The 24,732-nt window shown below is 55.9% G+C and carries 27 protein-coding genes and 1 pseudogene; 23 read left to right on the top strand and 5 right to left on the bottom strand.

Annotated elements, in window-relative coordinates:
* Nucleotides 1–20: 20 nt before the first annotated feature.
* From gloA to LHAB_RS14075, 3 genes are read right to left on the bottom strand one after another with little or no spacing between them, the layout of a single operon-like run.
* Nucleotides 21–419: a lactoylglutathione lyase gene (gloA, locus tag LHAB_RS14085; RefSeq protein ID WP_090047415.1), complete on the bottom strand. Its 399-nt coding sequence runs from the start codon at nucleotides 417–419 to the stop codon at nucleotides 21–23.
* Nucleotides 416–976, bottom strand: coding sequence for a PaaI family thioesterase (locus tag LHAB_RS14080; protein ID WP_090047413.1), 561 nt, complete (start codon nucleotides 974–976; stop codon nucleotides 416–418). Before LHAB_RS14080 ends, gloA begins: the two co-directional genes overlap by 4 nt.
* A 15-nt stretch (nucleotides 977–991) precedes the next feature.
* A complete protein-coding gene (locus LHAB_RS14075) occupies nucleotides 992–1,786 on the bottom strand; it encodes an SDR family NAD(P)-dependent oxidoreductase (RefSeq protein WP_090047412.1) in 795 nt (264 codons plus the stop codon).
* Nucleotides 1,787–2,016: 230 nt separating this feature from the next.
* Between LHAB_RS14075 and LHAB_RS14070 the strand changes: the two genes are divergently transcribed.
* The 23 genes and pseudogenes from LHAB_RS14070 (at nucleotide 2,017) to LHAB_RS13965 (ending at nucleotide 23,090) form a co-directional block, all read left to right on the top strand.
* On the top strand, nucleotides 2,017–2,394 hold the full coding sequence (locus LHAB_RS14070) for a VOC family protein (protein WP_090047411.1): 378 nt from the start codon (nucleotides 2,017–2,019) through the stop codon (nucleotides 2,392–2,394).
* Complete coding sequence (locus LHAB_RS14065; RefSeq protein WP_090047409.1) at nucleotides 2,391–3,269, top strand: PA4780 family RIO1-like protein kinase; 879 nt, start codon at nucleotides 2,391–2,393, stop codon at nucleotides 3,267–3,269. Before LHAB_RS14070 ends, LHAB_RS14065 begins: the two co-directional genes overlap by 4 nt.
* Nucleotides 3,270–3,284: 15 nt before the next feature.
* Nucleotides 3,285–4,037 carry a tRNA-uridine aminocarboxypropyltransferase gene (locus LHAB_RS14060; RefSeq protein WP_090047408.1) on the top strand — a complete coding sequence of 251 codons (753 nt, stop codon included), beginning with the start codon at nucleotides 3,285–3,287 and terminating at the stop codon, nucleotides 4,035–4,037.
* Nucleotides 4,038–4,067: 30 nt separating this feature from the next.
* Complete coding sequence (locus LHAB_RS14055) at nucleotides 4,068–4,946, top strand: pirin family protein (protein WP_228763440.1); 879 nt, start codon at nucleotides 4,068–4,070, stop codon at nucleotides 4,944–4,946.
* Between the two features lie 372 nt (nucleotides 4,947–5,318).
* Nucleotides 5,319–6,545, top strand: a complete 1,227-nt coding sequence (locus LHAB_RS14050; RefSeq protein ID WP_090047404.1) for an alpha/beta hydrolase family protein — start codon at nucleotides 5,319–5,321, stop codon at nucleotides 6,543–6,545.
* A gap of 7 nt (nucleotides 6,546–6,552) precedes the next feature.
* Nucleotides 6,553–7,194: a cysteine hydrolase family protein gene (locus LHAB_RS14045; protein WP_090047402.1), complete on the top strand. Its 642-nt coding sequence runs from the start codon at nucleotides 6,553–6,555 to the stop codon at nucleotides 7,192–7,194.
* Complete coding sequence (locus tag LHAB_RS14040) at nucleotides 7,191–7,883, top strand: HpcH/HpaI aldolase family protein (protein WP_090047401.1); 693 nt, start codon at nucleotides 7,191–7,193, stop codon at nucleotides 7,881–7,883. The genes LHAB_RS14045 and LHAB_RS14040 overlap by 4 nt, the downstream gene beginning before the upstream one ends.
* Entirely contained in the window at nucleotides 7,877–8,347 is a 471-nt protein-coding gene (locus tag LHAB_RS14035; protein WP_090047399.1) for an OsmC family protein, read from the top strand. Before LHAB_RS14040 ends, LHAB_RS14035 begins: the two co-directional genes overlap by 7 nt.
* Before the next feature lie 12 nt (nucleotides 8,348–8,359).
* A complete protein-coding gene (locus LHAB_RS14030) occupies nucleotides 8,360–9,244 on the top strand; it encodes a polysaccharide deacetylase family protein (RefSeq protein ID WP_090047397.1) in 885 nt (294 codons plus the stop codon).
* 86 nt (nucleotides 9,245–9,330) lie between these two features.
* A complete protein-coding gene (locus LHAB_RS14025; protein ID WP_369814122.1) occupies nucleotides 9,331–9,942 on the top strand; it encodes a fumarylacetoacetate hydrolase family protein in 612 nt (203 codons plus the stop codon).
* A 1-nt stretch (nucleotide 9,943) separates the two neighbouring features.
* A complete protein-coding gene (locus LHAB_RS14020; RefSeq protein WP_090047393.1) occupies nucleotides 9,944–10,828 on the top strand; it encodes a polysaccharide deacetylase family protein in 885 nt (294 codons plus the stop codon).
* A gap of 102 nt (nucleotides 10,829–10,930) precedes the next feature.
* Nucleotides 10,931–11,782 (top strand): branched-chain amino acid ABC transporter permease, encoded by an 852-nt coding sequence (locus tag LHAB_RS14015; RefSeq protein ID WP_090047391.1) that lies wholly within the window; start codon nucleotides 10,931–10,933, stop codon nucleotides 11,780–11,782.
* Nucleotides 11,783–12,715 carry a branched-chain amino acid ABC transporter permease gene (locus tag LHAB_RS14010; protein WP_090047389.1) on the top strand — a complete coding sequence of 311 codons (933 nt, stop codon included), beginning with the start codon at nucleotides 11,783–11,785 and terminating at the stop codon, nucleotides 12,713–12,715.
* Between the two features lie 50 nt (nucleotides 12,716–12,765).
* The gene (locus LHAB_RS14005) at nucleotides 12,766–14,022 is read left to right on the top strand and encodes an ABC transporter substrate-binding protein (RefSeq protein WP_090047387.1); all 1,257 of its coding nucleotides are present in this window, start codon (nucleotides 12,766–12,768) and stop codon (nucleotides 14,020–14,022) included.
* Between the two features lie 113 nt (nucleotides 14,023–14,135).
* Nucleotides 14,136–14,861, top strand: a complete 726-nt coding sequence (locus LHAB_RS14000) for an ABC transporter ATP-binding protein (protein WP_194943192.1) — start codon at nucleotides 14,136–14,138, stop codon at nucleotides 14,859–14,861.
* Entirely contained in the window at nucleotides 14,854–15,558 is a 705-nt protein-coding gene (locus tag LHAB_RS13995) for an ABC transporter ATP-binding protein (protein ID WP_090047383.1), read from the top strand. Before LHAB_RS14000 ends, LHAB_RS13995 begins: the two co-directional genes overlap by 8 nt.
* Nucleotides 15,559–15,576: 18 nt before the next feature.
* Nucleotides 15,577–16,995: an amidase gene (locus tag LHAB_RS13990; RefSeq protein ID WP_090047380.1), complete on the top strand. Its 1,419-nt coding sequence runs from the start codon at nucleotides 15,577–15,579 to the stop codon at nucleotides 16,993–16,995.
* Nucleotides 16,937–17,917 (top strand): NAD(P)-dependent oxidoreductase, encoded by a 981-nt coding sequence (locus LHAB_RS13985; protein WP_090047379.1) that lies wholly within the window; start codon nucleotides 16,937–16,939, stop codon nucleotides 17,915–17,917. Before LHAB_RS13990 ends, LHAB_RS13985 begins: the two co-directional genes overlap by 59 nt.
* An 82-nt stretch (nucleotides 17,918–17,999) precedes the next feature.
* The gene (locus LHAB_RS13980; RefSeq protein WP_090047377.1) at nucleotides 18,000–18,482 is read left to right on the top strand and encodes a (2Fe-2S)-binding protein; all 483 of its coding nucleotides are present in this window, start codon (nucleotides 18,000–18,002) and stop codon (nucleotides 18,480–18,482) included.
* Nucleotides 18,483–18,492: 10 nt separating this feature from the next.
* A pseudogene (locus tag LHAB_RS14850) lies at nucleotides 18,493–18,846 on the top strand (molybdopterin cofactor-binding domain-containing protein); the annotation flags it as partial.
* 198 nt (nucleotides 18,847–19,044) lie between these two features.
* The gene (locus tag LHAB_RS13975; protein WP_228763438.1) at nucleotides 19,045–20,595 is read left to right on the top strand and encodes a xanthine dehydrogenase family protein molybdopterin-binding subunit; all 1,551 of its coding nucleotides are present in this window, start codon (nucleotides 19,045–19,047) and stop codon (nucleotides 20,593–20,595) included.
* A gap of 204 nt (nucleotides 20,596–20,799) precedes the next feature.
* Nucleotides 20,800–21,870, top strand: a complete 1,071-nt coding sequence (locus LHAB_RS13970; protein WP_194943190.1) for an amidohydrolase family protein — start codon at nucleotides 20,800–20,802, stop codon at nucleotides 21,868–21,870.
* 38 nt (nucleotides 21,871–21,908) lie between these two features.
* The gene (locus LHAB_RS13965) at nucleotides 21,909–23,090 is read left to right on the top strand and encodes an amidase (RefSeq protein WP_194943189.1); all 1,182 of its coding nucleotides are present in this window, start codon (nucleotides 21,909–21,911) and stop codon (nucleotides 23,088–23,090) included.
* A gap of 34 nt (nucleotides 23,091–23,124) precedes the next feature.
* Here the strand turns inward: LHAB_RS13965 and LHAB_RS14785 are convergent, their stop codons facing one another.
* Together LHAB_RS14785 and LHAB_RS13955 are read right to left on the bottom strand one after the other, a co-directional pair.
* Nucleotides 23,125–23,649 (bottom strand): helix-turn-helix domain-containing protein, encoded by a 525-nt coding sequence (locus tag LHAB_RS14785; RefSeq protein ID WP_255349696.1) that lies wholly within the window; start codon nucleotides 23,647–23,649, stop codon nucleotides 23,125–23,127.
* A 443-nt stretch (nucleotides 23,650–24,092) separates the two neighbouring features.
* Complete coding sequence (locus LHAB_RS13955; RefSeq protein ID WP_090047367.1) at nucleotides 24,093–24,731, bottom strand: 2-dehydro-3-deoxy-6-phosphogalactonate aldolase; 639 nt, start codon at nucleotides 24,729–24,731, stop codon at nucleotides 24,093–24,095.
* Between the last annotated feature and the right edge of the window lies 1 nt (nucleotide 24,732).

Genomic DNA, 24,732 nt, shown 5'->3' with positions numbered 1-24,732 from the left:
TGTCTGCGAATGCGAAGGACTTACAGCTGGGCGTATTCGGCCCGCTGAATCAACTCGATCTTGTAACCATCGGGGTCGGTCACAAAGGCGATCACGGTGGTGCCCCCTTTGACCGGACCGGCCTCGCGCGTTACGTTGCCGCCCGCGGCCTTGATCTTGTCGCAAGCGGCATAGGCATCGGGCACACCCAGCGCAATGTGGCCGTAAGCCGTGCCCATGTCGTAGCTCTCCACGCCCCAGTTGTAGGTCAGTTCGATTTCGGCATGGTCCGGGTTGCTGCCATAGCCAACAAAGGCCAGCGAGTATTTGTTCTCGGGGTTTTCCGAAGTGCGTTGCAGCGTCATGCCCAGCACTTGGGTGTAGAAGTCGATGGCGCGTTGCAGGTTGCCTACGCGGAGCATGGTGTGGAGAAGTCTCATGGTTTGTTTCCAGTGGTAGAGGGCATGTCGAAAACCAGGCAAGCGGTGCTGGCATGGGCGTACAGGGTGCCGTCGGGCCCGACCAGTCGGGCTTCGGCGGTGGCCAATTGGCGACCACAGTGCACCACTTGGCCAATGGCGCGCACACGCTGCACCTTGGGGGTGAGGGCCTTGACCAGTTTCACGCTCAGGTCGGCCGTGGTGTAACCCCGGCCAGGCGGCATCATGGTGTGCACAGCGCAGCCCAGGGCCGAGTCGAGCAAGGTGGCAAACCAGCCGCCGTGCACGGTGCCCAGCGGGTTCATGTGGTTCGAACCTGGGGCGCCTTGAAAAATGGCCTGGCCTGCGCTGACCTCGATCAGCACAAAATCCAGGGTTTTGGCGATGCTGGCGTAAGGCAGTTCTCCGCTGAGCAGGCCTTGCATGACCTCCAGACCGGTTTTGCCGGCAACCTGATCTGGCCGGGCCACACCTGGGCCAGCGCCTGCATCCAGACGTTGCCGAACCACTTGCTCTTGCGCCAACCAAGTGTCGAGTTGTGAGGTGGATGGGTTCACAAAAATGGGTTTTCTTCAAACAGGCACGGTGTAGTTGAGCGCCATGCGACCGCCGTCCACGGTGACGATTTCACCGGTGATGTAGCTTGCCGCATCGCTGGCCAAAAACGCAACCACCTTGGCGACTTCGTCGGGCTCGCCCAAACGCTTCATGGGCGTGCGCATCATGATTTTCTTTTCGGCCGCCTCGCTGGTGAGCACGGCCTGGCGGGCCAGTTCGGTGGCAATCGTGCCGGGCGCCACCGCGTTCACGCGGATGCCGAAGTCGGCCAAAGCCAAAGACATGGCCCGCGTCAGTTGGTTGATGCCGCCTTTGCTCACGTTGTAGCTGGCGATGTTGGGGATGGCCATCACCCCATTCACCGAACTCATGTTGACAATGGACCCCCCGCCAGTGCTTTTCATGGCGCGGGCGGCCGCTTGGCCCATCAAAAAAGAACCCTTGATGTTCACGTTGATGACGGCGTCGAAGTCTTCCTCCGTCACATCCAAGAAATCAGCGGCCTTGAAGATGCCGGCGTTGTTGACCAGCACATCCAGGCGGCCAAAGGCCTGCAGCACATGGGTCACCAGCGCGTCGACATCGGTTTTGCGCGAGACATCGCAAACCTTGAAGCTGGCGCTGTGGCCTTGTGCGCTCAGCTCAGCGGCCACGGTGGCGCCGCGCGCGCTGTTCACGTCGGCCAACACCACATGCGCCCCTTCGGAGGCAAAGCGCCGCGCACAGGCCTCGCCAATGCCATTGGCAGCGCCTGTAACGATGACAACGCGGCCTTTCAGGCCAAAAGAAAGGATGTTGGATGGGGTCATGGGCTCGTCTTAGCAGTCTGGTTGGACACCGAAGTGTGAAGCCCGTCATGCTGCCACAAGCTGGGGGCTTTTGGCCCCTGGGCATGCTCTTTTTACGGTTCTATGCTGGATATATACATTGCCAGCCAAACTCGCGCAGGACTTGCAAAGGGCTGGGCAGCCCGCGCGTTTGTATCAAGTACGATAGGCCAAGTTCAATCGCCCGACAACGGGAATCCAAGGAGAAAGCAATGTTCAGTCACGTCATGGTCGGGGTCAAAGACCTCGAAGCCTCCAGAAAGTTTTACGATGCCGTTTTGGGCACCGTGGGCATCGCTGCGGGTGTGGCCAACAACCAGCGTTATTTTTACCGCAGCCCTACCGGCTCGTTTGGCATCACCACGCCCATCAACGGCGAAGCCGCCACCGTAGGCAACGGAACCACGTACGGCTTCAAAGCCATTTCGACGGAGCAGGCCGAAGCCTTTCACGCCGCAGGTCTGGCCCATGGTGGCGTGACCTGCGAAAACCCACCTGGCTGGCGCGAGGGCCCTTCTGGCAAGCTGTTTTTGGCTTATTTGCGTGATCCGGACGGTCACAAAATCTGCGTCGTGCATCGCCCTGGATGAAGGCGCCGCCCCGACTGCAAACCTTGGTCGATGAGGGCTTGATCGACACGGTGGTGCGCCAGCTCATGAGTGGCAAAGAGGCCATGGTGTTTGTGGTCCGTTGCGGGGACGAAACCCGTTGCGCCAAAATTTACAAAGAAGCCACCCACCGCAGTTTTCGCCAGGCGGTGGACTACACCGAGAACCGCAAGGTCAAAAACTCGCGATCGGCCCGTGCCATGGCCAAGGGCAGCAAGTTTGGCCGTCAGGAACAAGAAGCCGCTTGGCAAAGTGCCGAGGTGGATGCGCTTTACCGCCTGGCCGCAGCGGGCGTACGCGTGCCCAAACCCTTCAACTTCTTCGAAGGCGTTCTGCTCATGGAGCTGGTGACCGACGCCCATGGCGACGCGGCCCCGCGGCTGAACGATGTGGCCTTCACCCCCGAACAAGCCCTGCAGCACCACACCACCCTGATTGCCGAGGTGGTGCGCATGCTGTGCGCGGGCGTGGTGCATGGCGACTTGTCGGAGTTCAATATTTTGCTGGCGCACATCCCTGGCGAGTGCGATTTGCCCGGGGTGGACGAGCCGGTCATCATCGACCTGCCCCAAGCGGTGGATGCTGCTGGCAACAACCATGCCCAGCGCATGCTGCTGCGCGACGTGGGCAATTTGCGCGACTTCTTTGGGCAATTTGCGCCTGCGTTGCGCCAGACCGACTACGGCCCCGAAATCTGGAGTCTGTACCAAGCCGGGCTGCTGAGCAACGCGACACCGCTCACGGGCCGCTTTGAGCGCGCGACGGCCGATGTGGACATGCAATCTGTGTTGCGTGAAATCGACGATGCGCGGGACGAAGAAGCGGCCCGACGCGTGCGAATGGCCGCAGCGGTCTAAGTCTTGCAGCAGCGCATGATGTCGTCTCGGGCTTTGCTGGAAAAAATTCCACACGCCGTATCGCGTTTGCGCGCCAGTCGCTTGGCCCGCAGTGCCAAGCCTTTTTTGGCGCGAGGGGGCATCAAAGGCGAACGCTGCGCTGGCTGTCGCTTGGTGCCCAGCCATTGCCTGTGTGCACTGCAGCCCGTGGTGCCGACGCAAGCAGGGATGTGTTTGCTGATGGCGGACATCGAGCCGCTCAAGCCCAGCAACACCGGCTGGTTGATTGCCGATGTGGTGACCGACACTTTTGCTTTTGGCTGGGCCCGCACCGAAGTCGACCCCGCTTTGCTGGCGCTGCTGGCCGATCCACAGTGGCAGCCCTATGTGGTGTTTCCGGGGGAGTTTGTGGCGTCCGAGCGGGTGGTTCAAGCCGTGACGGTGACTAAAGCGGGCAAACGACCGCTGTTCATTTTGCTCGATGCCACCTGGCCCGAAGCCCGCAAGATGTTCCGCAAAAGTCCCTACCTGAATGCCTTGCCGGTGCTGAGTCTGAACCCCGAACAGGTTTCGAATTACCAGCTGCGCCGTTCACGCCGCGATGACCACTTTTGCACCAGCGAGGTCGCTTCGCTGTGCTTGGACTTGGCGGGCGAAACCCATGCCGCGCACGCGCTGCAGGCTTGGCTGGAGGTTTACACCCACCATTATCTGCAGGCCAAACACCAGTTGCCGCCCGATTTGCAAGGCATGGCGCATGCCAAGCTGGGCGCAGTGAATATGACCTGATCCCATGGCTGTTGTTGATAGGAGATTCTTGTGATCCAAGCCCCATTGCCCACCACTGTCCTGCATTCACGCTCTGTCGAGCGCCTGGTCACCGGCCAGGCCACGTCCGACGGCGCAGGCGTCAAGCTCAGTCGCATCCTCACGCAGGACCTGCAGCACCGGCTCGACCCTTTTTTGATGCTGGATGCCTTTGGCAGCGACAAGCCGGACGACTACATCGCCGGTTTCCCGGACCATCCGCACCGGGGCTTTGAAACCGTGACCTACATGATCGCCGGGCGCATGCTCCACAAAGACAGTGCGGGCAACGAAGGCCTCTTGCAAAACGGCGGTGTGCAATGGATGACCGCAGGCCAAGGCGTGATCCACTCTGAAATTCCACAGCAAGCCGATGGCGTGATGGAGGGCTTTCAGCTTTGGCTGAACTTGCACAGCAGCGAAAAGATGAACACCCCTTGGTATCGGGACTTTCAAAACGACCAATTGCCCCAGCTGAGAACACCCGCGGGCGTGGCCGTGACGGTGATCGCTGGGCAGAGCGAGGGCTTGCAGGGCGCAGTGACCCGAGACATCACACAGCCGATTTACCTGGACTTGCACATGCCAGAGGGCTCTCGTTTTGAACAAAGCCTTCCTGCTGGGCACAATGCTTTTGTTTATGTGTACCGGGGGGAAGTTCGCATCGCAGGGCAGGCCGTGCCCTTGCAGCGAATGGCCATCTTGGCCAACACATCGCAGGCCGATGGCGTGGTGATCGAAGCCAGCGCCAATGCCAAGCTGATTCTGGTGGCAGGCAAACCCCTGAAAGAGCCGATCGTGCAATATGGCCCCTTTGTCATGAACACCAAGGAAGAAATTTACCAAGCCTTGGCAGATTTTCGAGATGGGCGGCTCGGGGAGCAAGCTTGAGGCGAGGCGGCGCATCTCTGCCCGCTTCTCTAACCCCGCACCGCTTTGGGGCTCCGCCACGGGATGAATGAATCACCAGGACGCACGCTGATTCAAGCTGCTTTGCCTCAATGTGGACATGGGATTCAGGGGGTGTCGATGCGCCGGTTTTGTGCCGATCGGCATGCACAGAGATGAGGCGTGCATGTTTTTGTGCGCCCCCGAAAAGTGCGCCATGGCGGGCGTGGTTGGTTTGACCGGCTGTCCGATGCGGCGGGCATCGGGTATCTACTGATAAAAAAACAGTGGACAGTTTGAATGCGCTGCGTATGATGATTCAAGTCACTTGAAAATAGTGAATGTTTCTGGAATCAAACAGCGGGAGCTCTCCACATGTCAGAAGACAACCTGATCGAAAAAATCACCGAAAACCGACTGCCGCATTACGAGCCTTACGGCTGGCACCACTGGCCAGAGCATCCTTGGCAGGCTTACCAATTCCGTCGCGGTTTGGGTGAAACACAAGAGGGCGGAGGCTCGGTGAGTGAGGTGTTCCAGGCGGCCAGTCGCATGATCCCCGGTGACCTCGAGAGCTGGCACAAGGAATGGATGCACATTGGCGATCGCAACTGGAATCGCGGCTGTGAAGAAGAGCTTCTGGGACACATCAAGACATCCATGAACTGCTACCTGCGGGCTGCAGACTATTACCGTCAAGCAGAGTTCTTCCTCAAGCCCGATGACCCTCGCCGCTTGCCCACTTTTGAAAAGATGGAAGCCTGCAGCAAGAAATTTATTTCGCATTTGAACCCTGCGGGTGAAGCCGTTGAAATTCCTTACGAAAACGGTGTCACCATCTGCGGCTACTTTGTGCGAGCACCATTTCCAGAGAACCGCCAACCGGTCCTGATTTGCATGGGTGGTCTGGATTCCATCAAAGACGAAATGTGGTTCATGCAAGCCCGTGGCGCCGTCCAGCGTGGCATCTCGGTGTTGATGATCGACGGCCCCGGCCAGGGCGGTACTTTGCGTCGCCACAACGTCGTCAACAGGGTCGACACCGAAGTGCCGATTGGCAAGTGCATTGACTGGCTCGAAAAACGTGACGATGTGGACCCCAAGCGCATCGCTGTGGCGGGTTCCAGTCTGGGTGGTTATTACGCAGCGCGTGCGGGATGCTATGAGCCACGCCTGGCTGCCTGCATTGCGCACGGTGCCATCTGGGCGATCACCGACCTTTGGGGCAATGCCTCCGAAGACCACGGTTTGGCTGAGCACATCAAATGGGTGTTTGGCAAACCCACCATGAAGGCCTCCATGGAAAAGGCGCGGGAATTCACTTTGGATGGTCATCTTGACCACATGAAGTGCCCATTTTTGGTCATGCACGGTGGGCACGATGTGTTGACCGTATCGCAAGCCAAGAAAGTCTATGACTACGGCAAGGCCAAGGGGGTCGATGTGACCTTGCGCTTGTTGTCTGAAGAGGAGACCGGTGCGGAGCATTGCCAGCATGACAACCCGACCATTGGGCAAGAAATTTTGGCCGACTGGTTGGCAGACCGCTTTGGCATCGATCAGAAAAAACTGTTGAGCACTTCTCACAACCCTTTGATTTGAGGCTGTCATGAATTTCGGTGTCGACAAAGTCAAAGCAGCGGTCATCGCGATCGATTTGCATCGTGGCCACATGGATCTTTCTGTGGCCACGATGCCTGTCAAGACCCAGGCGCAAGCCGATCGCGTGCTGGGCAATGCCGCCAAATTGTTTGCCTGGTGCCGTGAGCAGGATTGGCCAGTCATCCACTTGGTGACCACTTACCGCGATGTCCCTGAAATTCGGTCCAACCCTTTTTGGAGAACCCGGGCCGATGATCCCCATGCCACTCGAAAGAATGTGGAGCGCCACAATTTGCAGGGATCACCAGGGTGCACGGTGATGCCCCAAGTGATGGATGCGAAAAAAGACTGGGTCGTGAACACCAAAAAGCGCTACGACTGTTTTGTCGGTACCGATCTGGATTTCACATTGAGAGCCCACGGGATCAACACCCTCATCATCACGGGCGTCAACACCAACAGCTGTGTACTGTCTACGGTGGCGGCCGCTTGTTCCAAGGATTACGCGGTCATCGTTCCCAGCGACTGTGTGGACACCATGGATGACCCTGGTTTGCACGATGCGGCCTTGCTCTGCATCCGAACAGCACTTGGATTTGTGATGAGCAGCGCTGAAATCATGTCTTTGAATGAACTGAAAAAAGCATGATGAATTTTCGATCCAACGCCAAAAACAAAATACAGGTCGATGAGCCTGTGCTGGCTATCAACACCTTCGCGGGAGGCTTTGATGTGGCCGATTTGGTGTCCAGATTGGGCATCGATATTTTGTTCATCGATTGCGAACGTGCTGGCATTGGCATCGACATGGTGGGGCCCATGGCTCGCGCCGCCCAGCGGCATGGCGCAGCAGCGGTGGTCCGCAGCAAAACCCGCCAGGTTGAAGACTGGGTGAGCTATCTGGATCGGGGCATTGATGGCTTGATCGTTCCCAGGGTTGAAACGGCACAAGAGGCGAAGTTGATTCTGGAAACCGTCAGCTATGCCTGTGGCAGCAGGGCGGGCGACATGATCATCATTGCCCAAATTGAGTCGAAGGCTGGGCTTGAAAATCTCGATGAAATTCTGGCTGTCAAAGGGTTTGATTTGTTTTTGATCGGGCCTTATGACTTGTCACACAGCATGGGTTTTGGTGGCGATATCACGGTCCCTCAAGTTCAGCAGGCTTTGGATCACATCGCCGAAAAAATCAAGGCGCAAGGTGAGCGCTTTGGTTTGCCTGTCACGTTGGCTAATGCCAAGGCTTGGCAAAAAAAAGGTGCTGTGTTCAACTTTCACAGCTTGGAAGCACTGATCAAGCCGGGTCTTGAAGCGCTCAAAAAGGAAATAACGTGCTGAATGTCAAAGAACACAAGTTGATCAAAGTCGCGCTCGAGGGTTATGCACCGACGGCCAGCCTCACAGAGGTGCGTGTGCGTGGGCATTCTTTTGTGATCGATGAGCCGCCTTACCGGCATGGCACCGATGTCGGCCCAACGCCATTGGAAACTTTGTTGGGCGCCCTGATCGGGTGCACCAATGTGATTGCGCGCCGCATTGCCATGGAGATGAAGATCGATTTGAAGATCGACAAGATCGATGTGCTGGGCCATTTGGATCACCGGGGCATTGACCGGGTGGCCGATGTCCCAGTTCCTTTTCCCACGATCGAATTGAAAGTGAAAGCCACCACCTCAGGCACCGAAGAAGACATGTTGCGTTTGCGTGAAGACATGAATGCCCGATGCCCCATGTCCGTGATCCTGAAGCAAGCGGGCAGTGAGATTGTTGAGAGTTGGGACATTAACTACGTCCCGAAATAAAGGAGTGAGCACATGACCATGATTCCACGCGAACGAGTTCCCTACAGCGCCATCGTTGATCGCCCCAAAATGAAATTGCCCGATGACGGCAAGATCATTGTTTGGACCATTGTCAACTTGGAGGTTTGGGACATCAGCAAACCGATGGCGCGCCAGGTCATTCCCGCCCCGACGGGCGCGGTTCTTTTGCCGGATGTGGCCAATTGGAGTTGGCACGAATACGGCATGCGGGTTGGATTCTGGCGGTTCCACGAGCTCTACCAAAAGCTGGGGATCAAACCCACACTGTCCATCAACGCCCGTGTGTGTGAGGACTACCCCCGCGTTGCACAAGCTTGTCTGGATGCTGGCTGGGAGTTCATGGGCCACAGCTACCAGCAAGGCCCGATTCACCTTGAGCCTGACCAGCCCGCCATGATCAAGCGCTCACTCGATGTGATTGAAAAATTCACAGGCAAGCGTCCTGTCGGCTGGCTTGGCCCAGGCCTGACGCAAACCAATGAAACGCCAGACCATCTGGCTGCGGCAGGCGTCAAATACATAGGTGACTGGGTCTATGACGAGGAGCCCACCGAAATCCAAACCGAACACGGCCCGCTCATCACCATCCCGTATACCGTTGAAAACAACGATATCCCCATGATGGCTGTCCAGCACCACGAAGCCTCCTACTGGACGCAAAAGTGCATCGATACCTTTGACCGCTTGTACCAAGAGGGCTCGGACCGCCCACGTGTGATGGCCATCGCCATTCACCCCTACATTTCGGGTCAGCCTTTCCGCATCAAGTACCTTGAAGAGGTTTACAAGCACATGGCCAAGCACACGGGCGTCATGCATTGGAACGGTGAGCAGATTCTGGATTGGTACCAAACCGCCAGAAAGACAGCCAAGTGATGCATTACGCTGTTCAAGTGCCCGAGGTCGTGGCGGTCCCGGTTGACGGGTCAGCCACTGCTTTTCCGGTGAGGAGGATTTATTGCGTGGGTCGCAATTACCTGGAGCACATTCGTGAAATGAAAGAGTCGGATGAACGTGATCCGCCCTTCTTTTTTCAAAAGCCTCGCGATGCCATCGTGCTGAGCGGACAGCGGGTGCCGTACCCTCCTCAAACCGATGACTTCCAGTTTGAAGTGGAGCTGGTGGTGGCCATTGGCAAGGCTGGACGTGCAGTCAGCAAAGAGAAGGCACTGGACCATATTTTTGGCTATGCAGTCGGCTTTGACATGACCCGGCGCGATCGCCAACGTGAATCTGGGAAAAATGGCTTGCCATGGGAAATTGGTAAAAGTTTCGATGCCTCTGCGCCTTGTGGCAACTTGCGAACTGTCGCCGAGGTCGGTCACATCCAGAGTGGACGCATTGCGGTGTCGGTGAATGGACAAGGCAAACAGGACTCCTTGATTGAAAAAATGATCTGGAATGTGCCTGAAATTGTCAGCAACCTTTCTCATTTGTATGACTTGGCGCCAGGCGATTTGATCTACACCGGAACCCCCGCTGGGGTGGCGCCAGTTCTGACAGGCGACGTCCTTTGCGGAACGGTCCAGGGGCTGAGTGATCTGGAAATCACCATTGGTGCCAGGAGCGCGTGACATGAAGCCTTTGGAAAGAATCCAATATTCCCCCATCAATGCGCGCAAGCCTTTGAAGCTGCCCGGTGGCGCACGCATGGTGGTCTGGACCATCGTGAACATTGAAGAGTGGGACATCGATCAAACGATGCCCCGCACCGTCCTGACACCGCCTGCAGGGGGGTCACCCATGCCTGACATTCCCAACTGGGCGTGGCATGAGTATGGCAATCGGGTGGGTTTCTGGCGGATGTTGAAGGTGCTCGATGAGCTCGACATCAAGGCGGTGCTGGCCATCAACGGCTCAGCCATCAAAACCTATGAACCTATCTCTCAGGCCGCGCTGGACAGGGGGTGGGAGTTCATGGGGCATGGCTACACCCAAAGAAACATGCAGAAGGTCGAGAACGAGCAGGAAGACATTGCCAAAACCACGGAGGCGATCAGGGCGTTCACAAACAAACGGCCACGCGGCTGGCTGGGGCCTGGCTTGACAGAAACCTGGCATACCCCGGACCTGTTGTCTGAGAACGGTTATGAGTACGTTTGTGATTGGGTTTTGGATGATCAACCCGTGTCTTTGAAGACACGCCATCAGCCCATCGTCAATGTCCCCTACACGCAAGAGTGCAACGATGTGGCGATGATGCTGATCCAACACCACACCGCATCGGAATACTACCGACGGGGCATCGATCAATTCGAGCAAATTTACGAAGACTCCGCCGACTCCGCTCGCGTGATGGCCTTGGTGGTTCATCCCTACATCATGGGAGCGCCCCATCGACTCAAATACTACAAACAATTGTTGACTGAAATCCGTGCGCGCAAGGATGTCTTGTTCTGGACAGGCGAGCAGATCCTGGACTGGTATGGGTCACAGCCATCGCAGTTTGCCCAGGACTGAAGCGATGAGAATTTGGCCTCTGCTTCCGATCGAATGGATGATGTTCAGTGGTGTATTTCAAGTGACGAAAGTCCGAATTTAAAGGATGAATTTACCGTGTCAATGACGATATTTCAGCTCCTCAATGGAGCAACATTCGCGGCTTTGCTGTTCGTCGTGGCCAGCGGCTTTACCCTGATCTTTGGCCTCATGCGGATTGTGAATCTGGCCCACGGAGCCCTTTACCTGTTTGGCGGGTACTTGGGGTTGACGGTGGCCAATCTCACTGGGAATTTTTTCTTGGGCGCCATTGGCGCGGCTGTGGGCATTGCGCTGATCGGTCTCATCATTGACTTTGGTCTTCTGAGGTTTGTGCGCGGTGTCGAACTCAGACAGGTGCTGCTGACACTGGGCGTGGCCTTTGTCCTCAACGACCTGGCCTTGGTCTTGTGGGGCGGCGATACCTTCAGCATTCAGGTGCCTGCATTCCTCGATGGCCCGGCAGAATTTGGCAACGTCGTCTACCCCATATACCGATTGTTTGTCCTCTTGGTTGGGATCGTGATTTTCATTTGTTTGAGCCTGTTGATCACGAAAACCCGGCTCGGTGCTTTGATCCGCGCAGGCGTGGACGATGCTGAAACAGTCTCTGCCATGGGTGTGGACATTCGCCGGGTGTTCATTTACACCTTCATGCTCGGCGCCGCACTCGCTGGCCTGGGCGGTGTGATGGGCGGGGCATTTTTGACGCTGTACCCCACCGCCGACTCTGAAATTCTGGTTTACAGCCTGGCCGTTGTGATCATCGGTGGACGCGGCAGCTTGATCGGCGCGGCTGTGGGCAGTTTGCTGGTGGGCATGCTGTCCACTTTTGGACAAGTCTGGTTTCCTGAATTGGCTTATTTCGTGATTTTTGGTCCCATGGCCATTCTCTTGGCATTCAGGCCTTTGGGTCTCTTCGGAAAGGTGGCTTAAATGTTGGTCAATAAAAAACAAGCGCTGTACGCCGTACTCGGTCTGATTGTGCTGTCACTCATCCCCACGCTTTTGCCAGGTTACAAAACCAGCATTGCAACTGAAATCCTGATTTTCGCCATGTTGGCCATGTCGGTGGACGTCATGGCGGGTTTCACGGGAAGAACCTCCTTGTGTCATGGCGCCATCTTTGGCGTGGCCACCTACGTGGTCCTCCACTACGTCACCGTGATCGGGGGTTCAGTTTGGTTGGGTGCTTTGTTCGGCATCTTGGCGGCCATGGTCATTTCCATGATTTTTGCCGCGTTGGCGATCAGAACCTCCGGGGTGTATTTCATCTTGCTGACGCTGGCGCTGGGCATGATCGTCTGGGGTGTTTGTCTGCGTTGGACATCTGTCACCGGTGGTGAAAACGGTATCCGTGGCAGCGTGGCACCTGAGTGGTTGCTCAACAAACAAAATCTTTACTACTTTGTGGCCGCCTGCTTTGCGGTGGTGACCTTCAGCATGTGGAAGTTTGTCAATTCCCCCTTCGGTCTGACTTTGAAGGGGATTCGTGACAGCGAGTCTCGCATGCGGACCTTGGGATACAACGTGCCTTTGCACTTGTTCATCGGTTTTGTGGTGTCCGGATTCTTTGCTGGCATTGCGGGCGCCTTGTATGCCTTCTTCAACAGCTTCGTCAGCCCCTCCACCGTGGCGCTGGCGCAATCCGTCGAGGGCTTGTTGATGGCCATTGTGGGCGGTGTGGGCACTTTGTTTGGCGCCATCATTGGAGCCATCTTGGTCATTTCCCTTGAGAATTTTGTCAGTTTGTACACCGAGCGTTGGTTGATGGTGCTGGGCTTCATGTTCATCTTCACGATGATCTTTGCGCCAACCGGCGTCTTGGGTGCTGTCCGTAATTTCATCAAGTCGCGTGAGAAGAAGTGAGTGAGCCGTAGTTGTTTTTCCTTTGTTTTTTCATTAATCAGGAGTGCATCATGGAACGTAGAAATTTCATCCAATCTGTCGGTTTGACAATGGCTGCTGGCGCAGCGCCTTGGTTCAATACCGCCCAAGCCCAAACGGGGCCCATCCGCATTGGTTTGTTGTCACCGCTGACCGGAGTGTTGGCTGCCGGCGGCAAAGAACTGGTGGAGGGCTTTGAGCTGTACTGGAAGCAAAACGGATTGACTTTGACGGGCCGCCAGGTTGAGATCGTGATTGAGGACGATGGCTCCAACCCCGACATGGCTTTGCAAAAATCGCGTCGCTTGGTGGAGCAGCGCAATGTGCACTTCCTGATGGGCAGTGTTCTGGCCAACACCGGTTTGGCCATTTCGGAATATGCCCGTTCAAGCGGAACACCGTACTTCATCCCAGTTGTGGCGGCAGACGATTTGACCCAGCGTAAAGCGGTGCCCAACATCGTCCGTGTGGCCGGTTATTCCGCCAGCCAGATGCCTCGGCCATTGGCTGAATACGCCTACAACGTGAAAAAAGTCCGCAAGATCGTGACGATTTCCCAGGACTACACCTTCGGCCATGAGCAGTGCGGTGGTTTTTGCCAAACATTCACCGAGTTGGGCGGTCAGGTCATTCAGCAGTTCTGGCATCCCATCAACACGGCTGACTTCAGCCCCTATTTGGCGCAGATCAGAAACGCGGGCGCAGATGCTGTTTTTGTGATGGAAACCGGCGCGGATGCCAACCGCTTCATCAAGCAGTTCCAGAATTTTGGCCTTCAGGGCAAATTGCCCATATATGGCGCCATGAACCTGACAGACCAGTCGGTCATTCGCACACTCGGTGCTGAGGCTGGCGGCATCATTTCATCTGCTCACTTTGCCGAAGGTTCAGACAATGCGGCCACCAAGAAATTCGTCGCCGAATACTCGGAGGCTTTTGGAAAGCTGCCTTCCATCTATGGCTTTTCACACTTCTCGGGTGCCATGTGGATTGCCGAAGCGATCAAGAAAATCAACGGCCGTGTCGAGGACAAGACGGCCTTCCTCAATGCGGTCAAGTCAACCGAATTGACCAACTCTCCACTGGGTCGACCCGTCAAACTCGATAAGTACGGCAACCCGGTCTACGATGTTTTCATCCGTGAGACCCGTGCGCGTCCTGATGGCAAGTTTTGGAACGTGCCAATTGAGGTCTATCCAGGCGTGTCCCAGTTCGGCAAATACGACCCTGAGGTTTACATGAAGCAGCCTTCATACAGCCGTGAGTTCCAGGGTATCAAAAAGTCCTGACCATTTGATCTACAACCATTGAAGCACGCCTGCCAGTGTGTCTGAGCCACCCTCAGGCGCACTGGCCATCAAGGGATATTTTTGTGACGAATTCCATTCTTTCTCTTCAAAACGTGAGTGTCACCTTCGGTGCCTTGCGGGCTGTAGACGGTGTGACCTTGTCGGTGCCTGCTGGCCAAAGGAGAGCCATCATTGGCCCCAACGGTGCTGGTAAAACCACATTGTTCAATGCAATTGCCGGTGTGGTTCCGATTTCCAGTGGAACGGTGCATTTTGACGGGGTTGACATGACCCGCTATACGACCAACAGGCGGGCGAGTCTGGGAATTTCGCGGACTTTTCAGATCACGAATTTGTTTCCGCAGTTGTCGGTGCAGGAGAACATTCGTCTTGCCGTGTGCGGCCTGTCGAATCGAAAATTTGCGCTGTTTGGCAGCGGTCAGCCCAATCCCTCGGAAAAAGAAGCGATCGAGATGGCGCTTGAAAACGCGCAGTTGGTAGGACAGCGCAATACCGAGGTCAAAACCATGTCGTATGGTGAGCAGCGGCAATTGGAAATGGCCATGGCTTTGGTGCAAAAACCAAAGTTGCTGTTGTTGGACGAGCCCGCTGCAGGCTTGTCACCCGCAGAGCGGGTCAAGATGGCCGATGTCATCAATGCCCTGCCCAGAGACCTCACGCTCATCTTGATCGAGCACGACATGGATCTGGCCTTGGGTTTGGTGGATTACGTCACATGCCTGCATTTCGGCCAAGTGCTCACAGGTGGAACACCTGACGAGATTCGCGTCGATGAAAAGGTGCAAGAGGTTTATTTGGGAAAGCCACGTCATGCTTGAAATCAACGATCTGCACAGTTACTACGGTGACGCCCACATCTTGCGTGGCGTCAACATGAAAGTGCCCAAAGGCAAGGTCGTGGCTTTGCTGGGGCGCAACGGAATGGGTAAAACCACGCTGATTCGTTCCATCATGGGCCTGAACCCACCCCGCATCAGCAAAGGCAGTGTCAAATACGATGGCCATGAGCTGGTGGGACTCAGTCCCCATGTGATCGCATCCAAACGCATCGGATTTGTGCCGCAAGGGCGACGTCTTTTTGCTTCGCTCACGGTCACCGAGCACTTGACGGTTTTTGCCTCCACAAATCCGGACAGCAAATGGACGATCAAGAAGATGTACGAGCTGTTCCCTCGCCTGGAGGAACGAAAAAATAACTTGGGCACCCAGCTCTCCGGCGGCGAAAGACAAATGTTGGCCGTGGCCAGAGCGCTGATGACAGATCCTGAACTGTTGCTGATGGATGAACCCACCGAAGGGCTCGCACCTGTCATGGTTCAGCACCTGGAAGAGATCGTTGCCGAGTTGGGCAAAACAGGTTTGGGTATTTTGTTGGTGGAACAAAATCTTTACAGTGCCTTGTCGGTGGCCCACGAGGTTTACCTGATGGAGACGGGGGAAATCGTCCACCACTGCTTGGCCGATGAGTTGATGAATGACCGGGACACCATGCAGCGATTCCTGGGTGTTCGTTAATTCCCGCATGAAACAGCCATGACCGATCAACTTGCGAATTTGGGTGTGTGTGAAGCGGCCAGCGCCATTGCGCGTGGTGAGGTCAGCTCTGAACAACTGACGCAAATCGCCTTGGACCGCCTCCAGAAGCTGGGTCCAAAGTTCAATTGTGTGGCTTCGCTTCAGGCTGACAGCGCATTGGATGCCGCGCGCAGGGCCGATGTGCTGCGATCCAAAGGTCAGACTCTGGGGGCGTTGCATGGGGTGCCCATGGCACACAAGGAGTTGTTTTATCGACAAGGTCGAAAAACCAATGATGGCTCCATCATCACCAAAGATTTCATCCCCGATGTGACCTCAACGGCCTTGACCCGTCTGGACGAGGCCGGCGCCGTTGACCTTGGGCTTTTGCACATGGCCGAATTTGCCATGAGTCCAACTGGGTTCAATTTGCATTACGGTCATGTTCGCAATCCTTGGAATACCGATGATTGCCCCGGAGGCTCTTCCAGTGGTTCCGGTGCCGCTGTCGCTGCCCGGCTGACTTGTGCTTCCCTTGGAACCGATACCGGGGGATCGATTCGCCATCCTTCGGCGATGTGCGGTGTTACAGGCCTCAAGCCCAGCTGGTCCAGGGTCAGCGCATTTGGGGTGATGCCCCTGTCCAAATCGCTCGATTGCGTTGGTCCGTTGGCCAGAAGCGCACGCGATTGCGCGCGATTGTTGAAGGTCATGGCAGGGCATGACCCGATGGACACCTCCAGCAGCCACAATGCCGTGCCCGATTACGAGGCGCTGCTCGCAGGTGATGTGCGAGGGATGAAAATCGCAGTGCCCGGTGGCTACTACCGAGAGCATTTGGATGAGGGCGTGGCAGCCGCCATGCAAGAGGCCGAGCGTGTTTTCAAAGACCTGGGTGCTGACATCATCCGAACTGAACCGCCAGACATGGCTGTGATCAATCGTTTGATGTCGATTGTTCTGACGGTGGAGGCTGCATCGCTTCACAAGCACTGGATTCAGACGCGTCGCCAGGATTACGCAGAGCAAGTGCTGGCGCGTTTCATGCCAGGATTTGATTTCACCGGTATCGATTATTACGAAGCCATGAACGCCAGGGCATCGTGGGCACTGAAGTGGGTGGGTATGACGCTGCAAGATGCCGATGCTGCTTTGCTGCCAACAATACCCGTTCCGGTTCCCAGCATCGCAGAAACCACGCAGGGCGACTGGGGTGTTATCTCGAAGAAAATTGCCACCATCACGCATTGCAACCGCGCCATCAATTATCTGGGCTTGCCCGCTCTGAGTGTGCCTGCTGGATTTGTGAAAGACATGCCGGTCGCTTTTCAATTGGTCGGACGGGCTTTTGATGAAGGCAAATTGCTGAAGTTTGGGCATGCATTTCAGGGCGTCACGTCGTGGCACCAGGCGGTACCACCCTCGTGCATGCCATGATGACCCACAGTGCGGTGAGGATCTGTCCCGGATGAAAAAAGTGGGCGTCATTGGATTGGGCGTGATGGGTCTTGCCATGGCTCAGAACCTCATGCGTGCAGGTTTTGTGGTGCATGGTTACGACATCGATGCCACGCGCAAAAAAATGTTCAAGGCGGTCCGTGGCACCGTTTGTCGCTCTGTTGAGGATTTGGCCGCGAGTGTGGATGTGCTGGTGTCGTCATTGCCATCGACACCAGCGTTGATGTCGGTGTGTCGCTCGCTGGCCGAGACGGAACCCCGCAAATTGGTGTTGATTGAAACAAGCACGTTGCCCATCCAAGAAAAAATGGCAGCACGGCGACTTCTGAGCCCCGCTCGCATGGTCATGCTCGATTGCCCTTTGTCTGGCACCGGGTCGCAAGCGCAGACCAAAGACCTGGTGGTCTACGCCAGTGGGCCCCATGCGGCTTTCAAACAAGTCAGGGGTGTCTTGGACGGCTTTTCAAGGGCACAGTTCTATTTGGGTGCATTTGGCAATGGCATGAAGCTGAAAATGGTCGCCAATTATTTGGTGGCCATTCACAATGCAGCGACTGCTGAGGCCTTGATACTGGCCGAGCGAGCCCATCTGAATTTGGACCTTGTGCTGGCGGCAATCGGGGACAGTGCAGGGCAATCGAAGATGTGGCAAATCAGAGGTCCTCGCATGGCCGCTGAAGATTACTCGCCCATGATGTCGATGCATCTTTGGCAAAAGGACATGGGCATCATCTCAGACTTTGTGAAGGATGCTGGCGCGCCGTCGCCGGTCTTTGATCAAGCCCGTGCAATTTATACATTGGCGTACCAGGCCGGTCATGGTGACCGTGACAGCGCTGTCATTCACCACTTTCTAAAGTCCTTGCCCCATGGGGCTTTCTTGGCCAAACCAGAGGTCTGAATGCTGCCATACCAAGGCATCTGCAAGCAAACGTCCTGGACCCCAGTGCGGTGTTTTGCTTTGACCAATCGGGTTTCATAACTTGACCAAAATACATTTGAACGGTGAATGGCAAACGGTTGCAGTGGCTGAGCAAACGCCGCTTCTTTACGTTTTGCGCCAGCAACTCGATTGCAAAAGTGTTCGCTTCGGTTGCGGAAGTGGTCAGTGTGGTGCGTGCACGGTGGGCTTGAACGGAAAACCAGTCCAGTCCTGCGATACCCCCTTGTGGTCGGCTGATCAGCAAGCTGTAGAGACGGTCGAGCACTTGATGGCCAGTCCCATAGGTTCTGTGGTGCATCAGTCGTTCATCGAACTTCAGGCGGCTCAATGCGGCTATTGCACCAATGGCATTTTGGTTTCATTGGTGCTGATGTTCCGTGAAAACCCAACGCCCGATCGAGAAACGGTCATCCGCGTTTTGGATCGCCATCTGTGTCGTTGTGGCGCGCACACCAGAATTTTCAAGGCGGTGGATTTGGCCCAGCAGCGGATCGCTGCCATGCAAAAACCAGCGTTTGGTTAAAGGGTCCGAGATGTCACAGATTCCTGTGCCGCCAGGCATTGTCAAAAATCCCAGTCTGCATCTTTGGTTGTCGTTGGACAGGCCGCAAATCATCACCTTGCATTCGGGCAAGGTGGAATTGGGCCAAGGGGTTCAAATAGCGCTCCAACAAATTGCTTGTGATGCGCTGGGTGTGGACCCGGATCAACTTGAATTCGAGGGGGGCAATACACTTCAGGGCCCTGATGAGGGCCAGACAGCAGGCAGTCAGTCTGTCGATCAGGGCGGTCAGGCGGTCAGCATGGCATGCTTGTTTGCCCGTCAGATTTTCATGCAAGCTGCCGCGCTTGAGTTGGCTGTTCCGGTTGAAAATCTCGAGCTCGAGAGGGGGATTTTTTCCTGCACAGAGACTGACAGGACATGCAGTTATTGGTCCTTGTTGCATCGGGTGGATTTGGTGCAGACCATTGGTCTGTCCACGCAAATGGCGCCTCGCAGATGGGTCGGACAAAGTGTGGCAAGGCCAGACTTTGCGCAGAAGCTGGCGGGTGCAGGCTTTATCCACGATGTCGAATTGCCTGGCATGTTGCACGCCAGAATGATCCGGGGTCCCTTGGGTGAGTCGGTCATTGAGGGTGTCGATGTGCCGGCAATTGCCCAACTGCCTGGTGTTCAGCATGTGGTGCATTCCCGTGACTTTTTGGCGGTTGTGGGTGCCGACGAGGCTCAATTGGTCAAAGCGATGGACAAAGCCAGGTCGTTTGTCCGGTTTTCATTGGTCACGCCGCTTCCAACGGATTTGGACACAGAAGCCCTCTTGCTGAGCTTGGCGGATGAGGCCAAAACCGTTCATCAACAAGGTGTGCGACAAGAATCGAGTCGGTTGCACGAGGCGAGGTATTCCCGTCCCTACATCGCCCATGCGTCGATTGGACCCTCCTGTGCATTGGCCCAGTGGGTGGAAGGGCGGATGTCGGTTTGGTCGCACACGCAAGGTGTTTTTCCGCTGCGTGCCGATTTGGCCAAGGCATTTCAGTTGCCGATGGATGCGGTTCAGGTATTTCACCGGCACGGTGCAGGATGCTACGGCCACAACGGTGCTGACGATGTGGCCTTTGATGCGGCTTTTGTTGCATTCACATTGGGCGTGCCCATTCGCATGCAGTGGACGCGTGAGGATGAAATGACCGCCTCACCTTTGGGTGCGCCCGGTCTGGTCAACATCAAAGCGGGTGTGAATTCGGCTGGACAGATTTCGGATTGGAATCTGACGGTGTGGAGCCATTCCCATTTGGCACGTCCCGGTGGGGCAGGTGTGAATTTGTTGGGTGCGTGGCAAATTGAGGACAGGTCAGAGAAACCGGTCCCTGTTGATTTGCCCTTGCCGGCCGGTGGAGGGCATCGCAATGCGGTGGCCTTGTATGACTTTGCACACCAGGAAGTCCACTATGGCTTCATACCCGCTTCGACCTTGCGAACATCGGCATTGCGCAGTTTGGGCTCGTACGTCAACTTGTTCGCCATTGAGTCCTTCATGGATGAAATGGCAGAGAAGTTATCGGTCGATCCGTTGGATTTTCGTTTGCAGCATCTGAACGATCCTCGTGCAGTGGCCGTTCTTGAAAAGCTCGCTGCGGTTTGTGGTTGGCGGCATCAAGAGGCGCCTGATGGCCTGCATGGTTTGGGTTTGGGCTTCGGACGTTACAAAAATGCGGCGGGTTACTGTGCGGTGGCTGCCCGGATTCGTGTTGAAGAAAAAATCACGGTAGAAAAGATTTGGGCTGTGGTGGATGTCGGCCTTGTGGTCAATCCGGATGGTTTGATCAATCAAATTGAGGGCGGCATCGTTCAATCTTTGAGCTGGACGCTCAAGGAACAGGTGACCTGGGACGCTGGCGGCATCACTTCTCGGACCTGGGACCAATACCCCATCATCGCGTTCAGCGAAATTCCCGAGGTCGAAGTCCATGTGATCGATCGTCCCGATAGCCCCAGCCTGGGCAGCGGTGAGGTGGCAGCGGGCCCCGTTCCTGCCGCTGTTGGCAATGCCTTGTACAGAGCCATTGGTGTTCGTGCACGGCACTTGCCATTGACCCCCGAGCGATTGATGCAATGTATTTTGGATCATGAATAGGGGCTTGCCTGTATGACTTCATGTTCTTTTGAATCGGCCGAGGCGCAAGTCTGGATGTCGTGTTGGCTCTTTTTTTATCCTTCAAAGACTGGTTGAACCATGTTTTTTACCTGCTCATCTTCTTGTCAAAACCCTGCGCACCGTCATTCAGCCAATGGTGCCGCGTCGGGGCTGTTTTCCTCGCAGCAACTGGCGGCAACTTCAGTGGGGCTCGCCAAGCGCGGGGCCTCGTCTGATTCGCTGCCTGGCAAGGCGCTCAAGCGTGCGTCACCCGCGAAGGTGGTGGACGTGCATTGCCATTACCTCAGTCCGGTTGTTGGCGCTAAATACGCTCATTTACAACCTGCCAAGCACGATGCCACGGCTGTCTATGCGACCGAGTTGTCACGTCAAGTGAACATGAAGCAGATTCAGGAGCGTGGGGCCAAATTCAACCAGGTAGAGGTCAGGCTCAAGGACATGGACAAGATGGGGATTGATGTTCAGGTGATCTCCCCGGCACCCATTCAATACTTTTACTACACCGAGCCTGTGCTGGGTGCTCAGATATCCCGCGACATCAACGAAAGCATTGCGATGGTGGTTGCGCAACGCCCCGATCGTTTTGTCGGCATGGGGACGATCCCTTTGCAGGATGTGGAGCTGGCCATCCAGGAGTTGGAATATGCCGTGAACACCCTGGGTCTTCGTGGGGTTGAAATCTGTACGAACGTGAATGGCAAAAATCTGACCGATCCTGACTTGAAGCTGGAAAAGTTTTTTGCCAAAGCCGAGAGCATGGGCATTGTTCTTTTTCTCCATCCCATGGGTTTTTCGCAAGGTGAGCGGTTTGTGGAGCATTACTTCAACAACGTGATGGGCAACCCCCTTGAAACCAGTTTGGCTTTGGGACATTTGATTTTTGATGGCGTTCTGGCCCGTTATCCCAAATTGAAGATTCTGGCTTCGCATGGCGGTGGCTACATCGCGAGCTATTGGGCACGCATGGACCACGCCTGGAAGGCCCGTGCAGATGCCCGCACTGTGATCAAGAAAAAGCCTTCGAGTTATCTGGAAAAAATTTACTTCGACACCATCACCCATGATTCACAAATCCTGGGCCATCTTGTTGACCGCTATGGTGCACAGCGCATTCTCCTGGGCACCGATTACCCATTCGATATGGGAGAAGACAAGCCAGTCCAGTTGATCGATGGCGTCAGCCACTTGAGTGCAGAAGATCGACGTTTGATCAAGGGCGGCAACGCCATGAAGCTTTTCAAGATCAAGGCATAAGCCCTGGTTGAGTCCACCCATTGAACACAGGAGAGACGGTGACAGACCTTACACATTGGAACGCATTTGTTCCAGGCCAAGAGTTTTCATTCCAAGAGCAGGCGCATGGACCGTTGGCTGGATTGACCATGTCCGTCAAGGATCTGTTTGACATTGCAGGTCATCCCACAGGTGCAGGCAACCCCGATTGGCAGTCCTCGCATGCCGTGCCGCTGGAGCATGCACCGCTGGTCCAGACCCTTCTCCATGCCGGTGCCCGATTCGTCGGCAAAACCATCACGGAGGAACTGGCGTACAGCTTGGTCGGTGAGAACGCGCACTATGGAACACCTGTGAACCCTCACAATCCAGACTGCATCCCCGGCGGTTCCAGTTCCGGTGCCGCATCTGCTGCGGCCGCAGGGCTGAGCGATTTTTCGATCGGAACCGACACGGCAGGGTCAATCCGCTTGCCGGCCAGCTTCTGTGGCCTTTGGGGTTTGAGGCCTTCACATGGCACATTGTCCAGCCGAGGCGTGGTTCCACTTTCGCCCAGTTTTGACACACCAGGTTGGATGTCCAAATCCCTGGATCATTTGTCCCGTGTGGGCGATGTCCTTTTGCCGCCGGATCACAATGACGCAGATTTCGGTCTTTTGAAGTTGGCCCTGCCGGAAGACATCTGGCGGCTGGTTCATCCCGGCTTTGATGCCGTGTTGAAACCCTTCATGGATCGGATCGCCAGCTTGTTTCAGGGTGTCATCAACGACCAGCTTTCGCAGAATCAATTGATCGAATGGCAGGACGCTTTTCGCATGGTTCAAGGGCATGAAGCCTGGTCATTGCATGGGGAATGGATTCGCAGTCAAAAACCCCACCTGGGTCCCGGCATCAAGGAGCGGTTTGAATGGGCATCCACCATTGCGGATGGGCAAGCTCAAGTTGCCCGAACCGACATGATGCGCCATGCAGAGGTGGTGCATGCGTATCTGGAGGACGCCGTGATTTGCATGCCAACTGTCTCTTACTTGGCCCCGCAAAAAGGCCACGCCAGCAGTGCCGAAGACCGCACCCATGCGTTGAGTTTGCTGTGCATTGCCTCGATGGCAGGTCTGCCGCAGATCACCATGCCGCTGGCGGTGCTGGATGGCAAAGCGGTGGGTTTGTCATTGGTCAGCCGACGCCTGAGCGATCGTCAACTTTTGTCCCTGGCTCGAAAAATTCAAGGTCTGAACCACTGATTTTGACCGATTGTTGTCAGCCAGAAGCGGAGCTTCAGAACGTGGGGGGCGTGCTGACCCAGAGCACGCGTGTGGTCTCTTTGCCAGGATTGCGATAGCTGTGAGGCTCTTCGGAGCGGTAGACAAAGGAATCGCCTGAGTGAAGTAAATACTTCACGCCGCTGACGATCAGTTCAAGAACGCCGTTCAAGACATAGCCCACTTCTTCGCCTTCATGGGTCAGGATCCCATCACTGCCGCCACCCGGCTCTAGGATGTGCAAGTTGCCCTCCAACAAATGTCCTAGGTTGGGGGGGATGAGGCGTTCCAGTCGAGAGCCATTGGCATCGATGCGAAAAGTCGAGCGATCCTTGGCCCTGGTCACCACGCCCTGATCGGCCTGTGATTCGCTGAACAATGCGGTGATGGTGATGTCAAGGCTTTGAACAATGCGGTGCAGCAAGGTCAGTGACACCTGGGCTTTGCCGTTTTCGACTTTGGACAGCATGCTCTCGGAGCAAAGGGTCCGGTCTGCCAAGTCTTTCAGGGTCAAACCCTTGATGTGACGCAAATTGCGTATGCGCCGGCCAATGTCAGGTCCAAAAAAAGGCTGTTCTTCAGGGGCCGCATGCGGTGTTGGCGCAGCTTTTGAAGCAAGGGCGCGTGGTTGGATGACCGCCTTGGACGCCAGCGCACGTGAAGTCGGTGTCGTTTGCTTTGGAGTTTTCTCAACAGGAGTGCCTGGTGAGTTTTTCTGTTTGGCGTTGGCTTTGGGGACTCTTTTGGAAGTGGCTGATGGCATAAATTAAAAGACGTTGGACTGTTCACAGAGCACAAAGCATCCAAAAACAAGACATGTGCAGGTCATGGTCTCGTTGACCACACGCCAGCGATGCCCAAAATGGTTTCAGTGTTTTATTTCCCGATCGGTTTGAATTGGACCACATTTTCTTGTTTTTTTATCGGCAAGTGATGAACAGCACCACTGGCCGGAATCTTTGAAGCAGCGCTACAGGGGTGTTGTTACTTTAGGTAGTGTTTTGCAAATTGAAGGGCCATGTCCTGCACTTGTCGCGCGGTTTTTTGGGGTGCATACAAGGCCGAACCCAAACCGAAGCCGCTGGCCCCTGCGGCACGGTATGCGGCCATGTTGTCGGGCGTGATGCCGCCCACGGGCATCAAGGCTGCGGTGGGGGGCAGCACGGCGCGCATCGCTTTGACGGTGGCAGGCGAGATCATCTCGGCCGGGAACAGCTTGAGTCCGTGCGCCCCCGCTTCCAGTGCGGCAAAGGCCTCTGTTGGCGTGCACACACCCGGCAGCACCACCATGTTCAGGGCCAGTGCTTTGGCCACGACAGCGGGGTTGAAGTTGGGGGCGACGACCAGTCGGCCACCGGCTGCATGCACATCTTGGACCTGCTGGGCGTTCAGCACGGTGCCTGCGCCGATCAAGGTTTGCGGAAACAACCGGGTCAAGGCGGAGATGCTGCGCAAGGGCTCGGGCGAGTTGAGGGGCACCTCAATGATGGCAAAGCCGCTGCTCGTCAGCGCCTCACCGATGGCCGGTGCTTCAGCGGGCGTGAGACCGCGCAAGATGGCGATCAAGGGCAGTTGGGCCATGGCTTGGGCCAAGGCGTGAGCGGGAGAGGGCAAGGAGGTCATG

Origin of the sequence: Limnohabitans sp. 2KL-27 (assembly GCF_001269345.1) — a bacterium.
GTDB lineage: Bacteria > Pseudomonadota > Gammaproteobacteria > Burkholderiales > Burkholderiaceae_C > Limnohabitans_A.
The sequence above is the reverse complement of the archived record's forward strand: the minus strand, read 5'-3'. Positions and strand labels throughout refer to the sequence as shown.

Excerpts from the sequence above, each read along its gene's own strand:
- LHAB_RS14060 (WP_090047408.1), top strand. The coding sequence starts at position 3,285 with ATGATGTCGTCTCGGGCTTTGCTGGAAAAAATTCCACACGCCGTATCG.
- LHAB_RS14045 (WP_090047402.1), top strand. The coding sequence starts at position 6,553 with ATGAATTTCGGTGTCGACAAAGTCAAAGCAGCGGTCATCGCGATCGAT.
- LHAB_RS13955 (WP_090047367.1), bottom strand. The coding sequence starts at position 24,731 with ATGACCTCCTTGCCCTCTCCCGCTCACGCCTTGGCCCAAGCCATGGCC.
- LHAB_RS14065 (WP_090047409.1), top strand. The coding sequence starts at position 2,391 with ATGAAGGCGCCGCCCCGACTGCAAACCTTGGTCGATGAGGGCTTGATC.
- LHAB_RS14020 (WP_090047393.1), top strand. The coding sequence starts at position 9,944 with ATGAAGCCTTTGGAAAGAATCCAATATTCCCCCATCAATGCGCGCAAG.
- LHAB_RS13990 (WP_090047380.1), top strand. The coding sequence starts at position 15,577 with ATGACCGATCAACTTGCGAATTTGGGTGTGTGTGAAGCGGCCAGCGCC.
- gloA (WP_090047415.1), bottom strand. The coding sequence starts at position 419 with ATGAGACTTCTCCACACCATGCTCCGCGTAGGCAACCTGCAACGCGCC.
- LHAB_RS13975 (WP_228763438.1), top strand. The coding sequence starts at position 19,045 with ATGTTGCACGCCAGAATGATCCGGGGTCCCTTGGGTGAGTCGGTCATT.
- LHAB_RS14070 (WP_090047411.1), top strand. The coding sequence starts at position 2,017 with ATGTTCAGTCACGTCATGGTCGGGGTCAAAGACCTCGAAGCCTCCAGA.
- LHAB_RS13985 (WP_090047379.1), top strand. The coding sequence starts at position 16,937 with ATGCATTTCAGGGCGTCACGTCGTGGCACCAGGCGGTACCACCCTCGT.
- LHAB_RS14030 (WP_090047397.1), top strand. The coding sequence starts at position 8,360 with ATGACCATGATTCCACGCGAACGAGTTCCCTACAGCGCCATCGTTGAT.
- LHAB_RS14040 (WP_090047401.1), top strand. The coding sequence starts at position 7,191 with ATGATGAATTTTCGATCCAACGCCAAAAACAAAATACAGGTCGATGAG.
- LHAB_RS14005 (WP_090047387.1), top strand. The coding sequence starts at position 12,766 with ATGGAACGTAGAAATTTCATCCAATCTGTCGGTTTGACAATGGCTGCT.
- LHAB_RS13995 (WP_090047383.1), top strand. The coding sequence starts at position 14,854 with ATGCTTGAAATCAACGATCTGCACAGTTACTACGGTGACGCCCACATC.
- LHAB_RS14010 (WP_090047389.1), top strand. The coding sequence starts at position 11,783 with ATGTTGGTCAATAAAAAACAAGCGCTGTACGCCGTACTCGGTCTGATT.
- LHAB_RS14075 (WP_090047412.1), bottom strand. The coding sequence starts at position 1,786 with ATGACCCCATCCAACATCCTTTCTTTTGGCCTGAAAGGCCGCGTTGTC.
- LHAB_RS14015 (WP_090047391.1), top strand. The coding sequence starts at position 10,931 with ATGACGATATTTCAGCTCCTCAATGGAGCAACATTCGCGGCTTTGCTG.
- LHAB_RS14050 (WP_090047404.1), top strand. The coding sequence starts at position 5,319 with ATGTCAGAAGACAACCTGATCGAAAAAATCACCGAAAACCGACTGCCG.